Raw genomic sequence first — 1,032 nt, forward strand, 5'->3', positions numbered from 1 at the left:
ACCGTCCACGAGGAGGGCTTCATCCACTGCTCGCTGGCGCACCAGCTGCCCGGCGCGGGCGGCACGATCGGCTCCTCCGGTCGGCCGAGCACCGCGCGCTCCGCCGCCAGCACCGCCGCCCGCGTCCGGGCCTGCTCCCGCCTGTGCTCCGCCGCCCGCGTCCGGCACCCACCCGTCCGGCAGTACAGCCGCGGCCGCCCCACCACCGGATGCGGCCCCGGAATCGGCAGCCCACACCACCCACACCACCGCGCCCGCTCCGCCCTGCTCGCATCACTGTTCTGCACGTGCACATCATCCGGCTCCGCACCACACCTCTGGCACTTTCGACCGCCACACCTAGGCATCAGGACCCAACGGGTCCTCGCCCAGCTCCTCCCGCATCTCCGCTTGGGCGTCGGCCCACATGTCCCCCGCACCCGAGCAGTCCGAGCACAGGCAGTCGCCCGGACACCTCACCGGCACCCACAGCACGCCGTACTCCTGCGTCGGCTCGGCCCCACCCGCAACGTCATCGCTCGTACTCATGCCGGGATCAACGAGCGCCAGGAGCACGAGCCACGACACACACCTAGGCATTCTCTATTCGACGGGGCTTGCGCAGACTGACACAGTCGTGTCATAGTGAAGCGGTCGGCACAAGCTGACACAACCGCAAGGGAGATCATCATGGGCCTGTTCGGTGGCAAGAAGAACGACGACTCCTCCTCCTCCGAGGGGGTCAACTTCCAGGACCGGATGTACATGGGCTCGGCCGCCGTGTACGCCGCGATCGAGCGCGGCGAGATCCAGGGCGAGCAGGCCGTCCGGGACGCGCTGGAGCAGGCGCGGTACGACGCCAGCTGACGCCCCCTCGGCGGGGCACCGGCCGGTGCCCCGCCCCAACCACCGCCAGGAGGCCCCCATGCGCGAGTTCCTGTACATCCTCACCATGCAGTCCCACGACGGCCGCCAGGCGACCTGGAGCGGCGTCATCACCCCCGCTGAGGGCGCGACCCGCGAGCGGGTCTGGCTCGACCTCCGGGCCACGAT

The 1,032-nt window shown here is 70.6% G+C and carries 2 protein-coding genes; one reads left to right on the plus strand and one right to left on the minus strand.

Annotation, left to right across the window (positions count from 1 at the left end; genetic code table 11):
* Nucleotides 1-339 precede the first annotated feature (339 nt).
* Nucleotides 340-528 carry a hypothetical protein gene (locus ACWGO0_RS37435; RefSeq protein ID WP_376189705.1) on the minus strand — a complete coding sequence of 63 codons (189 nt, stop codon included), beginning with the start codon at nucleotides 526-528 and terminating at the stop codon, nucleotides 340-342.
* 141 nt (nucleotides 529-669) lie between these two features.
* Between ACWGO0_RS37435 and ACWGO0_RS37440 the strand changes: the two genes are divergently transcribed.
* Nucleotides 670-846, plus strand: coding sequence for a hypothetical protein (locus ACWGO0_RS37440; protein ID WP_157028735.1), 177 nt, complete (start codon nucleotides 670-672; stop codon nucleotides 844-846).
* Nucleotides 847-1,032: the final 186 nt, after the last annotated feature.

Source organism: Streptomyces sp. NPDC055749 (genome assembly GCF_053617235.1).

What these genes read in the sequence shown, in the direction of transcription:
- ACWGO0_RS37440 (WP_157028735.1), top strand. Translation starts at nt 670, where the DNA reads ATGGGCCTGTTCGGTGGCAAGAAGAACGACGACTCCTCCTCCTCCGAG.
- ACWGO0_RS37435 (WP_376189705.1), bottom strand. Translation starts at nt 528, where the DNA reads ATGAGTACGAGCGATGACGTTGCGGGTGGGGCCGAGCCGACGCAGGAG.